This window comes from Inquilinus sp. OTU3971, from assembly GCF_038440215.1.
The window spans coordinates 1-1,862 of record NZ_JASATH010000398.1; the positions used below are offsets into that span (position 1 = coordinate 1).

Here is a 1,862-nt window from a genome sequence, read left to right on the forward strand (position 1 = left end):
CGCCCCCTTTTTCCCCCCCCCCCGCGCGCGCCCCCCCCCACACCCCTCCCCCTGCCCCCTCCCGCAAGGGGAGGGGGGACTATAATGAACCGGTCGGATGATGTGCCAAGCGGTGCCGTGTCCAACCGGAAAGGTCAGGCCCCCTCTGTCGCCCGAGAAGGCTGCGCCCCCAGCCCGAAGCGGCGGGCGGCGATGTCGACGATGCGGCGCGGCGGGTGGCGGATGTCGACCGTCACCACCCGCTCGCCCTCGCCCGGCGGCTCCAGCGTCTCGAACTGGCTGCGCAGCAGGGCGGGCGGCATGAAATGGCCCTTGCGGTTGGCCAGGCGGGTGGCGATCACCGCTTCCGACCCCGAGAGATAGAGGAAGGCCACCTGCGGCCGGCCGGCGACCAGCCGGTCGCGATACACGCGCTTGAGGGCCGAGCAAGCCAGCACGGCGGGCTGTTTGTCCGCGAGCCACTGCCCGATCTGCGCCGCCATGGCGTCGAGCCAGGGCCAGCGATCCTCGTCGGTGAGCGGGTGCCCGGCCTTCATCTTCTCGATGTTGGCCGGGGGGTGAAAGCTGTCGGCGTCGGCGAAGACCCCGCCCATGCGACGGGCCAGCTGCTTGCCGATCGTGGTCTTGCCCGAGCCGGAGACGCCCATGACGATGATCACGCCGGGCGGGTCGCCACGACCGGAGTCGGAAGGACGGGTGTGGGTCGCGCCGTGATCCGCGGCCGGCATGGGCATGTCCTCAGCTGAGCTTCACAACCTCGCCGGTGCGGAAGCTCTCATCCGCCGCCAGCACGATGCGCAGGCTGTCGATCGCCGCCTGCATGGAGTCGGTCAGGTCCAGATCCTCGCGGATCGCGCGCAGGAAGAACTCCTGCTCGCGGTCGCACAGATCCTGGTGGCCGGGCTCATCGGCCATGGTGATCCAGCGGTCCTTGTCGACGAAGTGGTTGTTCGCGTCGATCGCGGCGGAATGCAGCTTCAGCGCGTTGGTCTTGGTGTGCTGGTCGATATCAGCGGACTCCGAGATCGCGTCGGTCCTGGCCTCGCCCTGCCCGTCCTGCGGCACCACGATCGAGACGCAGCCCTTCGGCCCGACCACGTCCTTCACGAAATAGGCGACCTCGCTCATCATCGGGCCCCAGCCGGCCTCGTACCAGCCGACCGAGCCGTCGTCGAAGACGACGTGCAGATGGCCGTAATTGTGGATCGCGACCTCGCTGGACAGCCGGGCGCCGATGCCATGCACCCGCACCGGCTTGGCGCCGGTCATCTGGCACATCACGTCGACATAGTGGACGCCGCAATCCACCACCGGCGACAGCGACTGCAGCAGGTTCTTGTGCCAGGTCCAGGACGGGCCGGAGCTCTGCTGGTTCAGGTTCATCCGCATCACCAGCGGCTTGCCCAGCGTCTTCGCCACCTCGATGAACTTCACCCAGGAGGGGTGGACCCGCAGGATGTAGCCGATCACCAGCTTGCGGCCGGTTTCCTTGGCCCGGGCCACGACGCGCTCGGCATCCTCGACCGTGGTCGCGATCGGCTTCTCCATGAACACATGGGCGCCGGCATCCATCGCCTGCAGCGCGAACTCGGCATGCGTGTCGGTCCAGGTGTTGATCGAGACGGCGTCCGGCCGGGTCTCGGCCAGGGCCGCGCCGTAATCGGCGAAGCGCGGATAGTCGACCAGCTCCGCCGGCAGGTCGGCCTTGGCGATCGAGCGGGCGACCAGGCCAACGATCTGGAACCCGTCCAGCCTGTGATAGGCCAGAGCGTGCGACAGGCCCATATGGCCGACGCCGACAACGAGGACACGCACCGGATCGGTCATGGCGGGACTCCCTGGTTCATGGGTTAGTCTTACTG

Annotated in this window: 2 protein-coding genes; both read right to left on the bottom strand. The window is 68.4% G+C overall.

Annotated elements, in window-relative coordinates:
• Window positions 1-134: 134 nt before the first annotated feature.
• The gene (locus tag AAHM41_RS40055; protein ID WP_342242230.1) at window positions 135-728 is read right to left on the bottom strand and encodes a gluconokinase; all 594 of its coding nucleotides are present in this window, start codon (window positions 726-728) and stop codon (window positions 135-137) included.
• 10 nt (window positions 729-738) lie between these two features.
• Window positions 739-1,827 carry a Gfo/Idh/MocA family protein gene (locus AAHM41_RS40060; protein ID WP_342242231.1) on the bottom strand — a complete coding sequence of 363 codons (1,089 nt, stop codon included), beginning with the start codon at window positions 1,825-1,827 and terminating at the stop codon, window positions 739-741.
• Between the last annotated feature and the right edge of the window lie 35 nt (window positions 1,828-1,862).